Source organism: Rhodoferax sp. (assembly GCF_039922535.1).
In the GTDB taxonomy this organism is placed as follows: domain Bacteria; phylum Pseudomonadota; class Gammaproteobacteria; order Burkholderiales; family Burkholderiaceae_C; genus Rhodoferax_B.
The window spans coordinates 1-1,636 of the sequence record NZ_JBDTEM010000496.1 but is presented as its reverse complement, the minus strand read 5'-3'; the positions used below and the strand labels follow the sequence as shown (position 1 = coordinate 1,636).

1 protein-coding gene and 1 pseudogene are annotated in these 1,636 nt (G+C 62.7%); both read left to right on the top strand.

The features are described from left to right. Positions 1 to 631, top strand: a pseudogene (locus ABI213_RS23170) (sugar ABC transporter permease YjfF); the annotation flags it as partial. Positions 632 to 650: 19 nt separating this feature from the next. Further along, on the top strand, positions 651 to 1,636 hold a 986-nt coding region (locus ABI213_RS23165; RefSeq protein WP_348028859.1), incomplete at its 3' end, for a dihydroxy-acid dehydratase.

Below are 1,636 nucleotides of genomic sequence, written 5' to 3'. Positions count from 1 at the left end.
GCGTTTTCGCCTGCAGCCCTTCATCGTGACGTTGGCGGGCATGTTCCTGGCGCGCGGCCTGTGCTACCTGATCAGCATCGACTCCATCAGCATCACCAACGACTTCTATTCCGAAGTCTCGCAAATGCGCATCCCGGTATGGGGCGATGCCTCGTTGTCCATTGGTGCGGTGATTGCGCTCATCGTGCTGGTGGTGGCGGTGTTTGTGGCGCACTGCACTCCGTTTGGCCGCACGGTGTACGCCGTGGGTGGCAGCGAAAACTCGGCCCTGCTGATGGGCTTGCCGGTACGCGCCACCTTGATTGGCGTGTACACCTTGTCGGGCTTTTGTTCGGCGCTGGCGGGGGTGGTGTTTACGTTTTACATGCTCTCGGGCTACGGCCTGCATGCCGTGGGCATGGAGCTGGATGCGATTGCGGCGGTGGTGATTGGCGGCACGCTGCTTACCGGCGGCTCGGGCTACATGGTTGGCACGCTGTTTGGTGTGCTGATGCTGGGCATCATCCAGACCCTGATTTCCTTTGACGGCACTTTGAGTTCCTGGTGGACGCGCATCGTCGTGGGTGCGCTGCTGTTCCTGTTTTGCCTGCTCCAGCGCGTCTTTGCCGCGCGTAAATCCCCCCATTCCTGATTTTTCTGAAGACCCCACTATGACCGATACCCCTAAAAAAATGCGCTCCGCCGAATGGTTTGGCTCGGCCGACAAAAACGGCTTCATGTACCGCAGCTGGATGAAGAACCAGGGCATCCCGGACCACGAGTTCGATGGCCGCCCCATCGTCGGCATCTGCAACACCTGGAGCGAACTCACCCCTTGCAACGCCCACTTCCGCAAGATCGCCGAGCATGTGAAGCGCGGCATCTTCGAGGCCGGTGGCTTCCCGGTGGAGTTCCCGGTGTTCTCCAACGGTGAATCCAATTTGCGCCCCACCGCCATGCTGACCCGCAACCTGGCCAGCATGGACGTGGAGGAGGCCATCCGCGGCAACCCCATCGACGCGGTGGTGCTGCTCACCGGCTGCGACAAAACCACGCCCGCACTGCTGATGGGCGCGGCCAGCTGCGACATCCCGGCCATCGTGGTCACCGGCGGCCCCATGCTCAACGGCAAGCTGGACGGCAAAGACATTGGCTCTGGCACGGCGGTTTGGCGACTGCACGAATCGCTGAAGGCGGGCGAGATCAACGAACACCAGTTTTTCGCCGCCGAAGCGGGCATGTCGCGCTCTGCAGGCACCTGCAACACCATGGGCACGGCCAGCACCATGGCCTGCATGGCCGAGGCATTGGGCACTTCGCTGCCGCACAACGCCGCCATTCCGGCGGTGGATGCGCGCCGCTATGTGCTGGCGCACATGTCGGGCATGCGTGCCGTGGCCATGGCCCGCGAGGGCCTCACGTTGTCCAAAATTTTGACCCGCGAAGCTTTTGAGAACGCCATCCGCACCAATGCGGCCATCGGCGGCTCGACCAACGCCGTGATCCACCTGAAGGCCATTGCCGGGCGCATCGGCGTGCAGCTGGACCTGGAAGACTGGACCCGCATCGGCCAAGGTACGCCGACCATTGTGGATTTGCAGCCTTCGGGCCGCTTCCTGATGGAGGAGTTCTACTACGCCGGTGGCCTGCCCGCCGT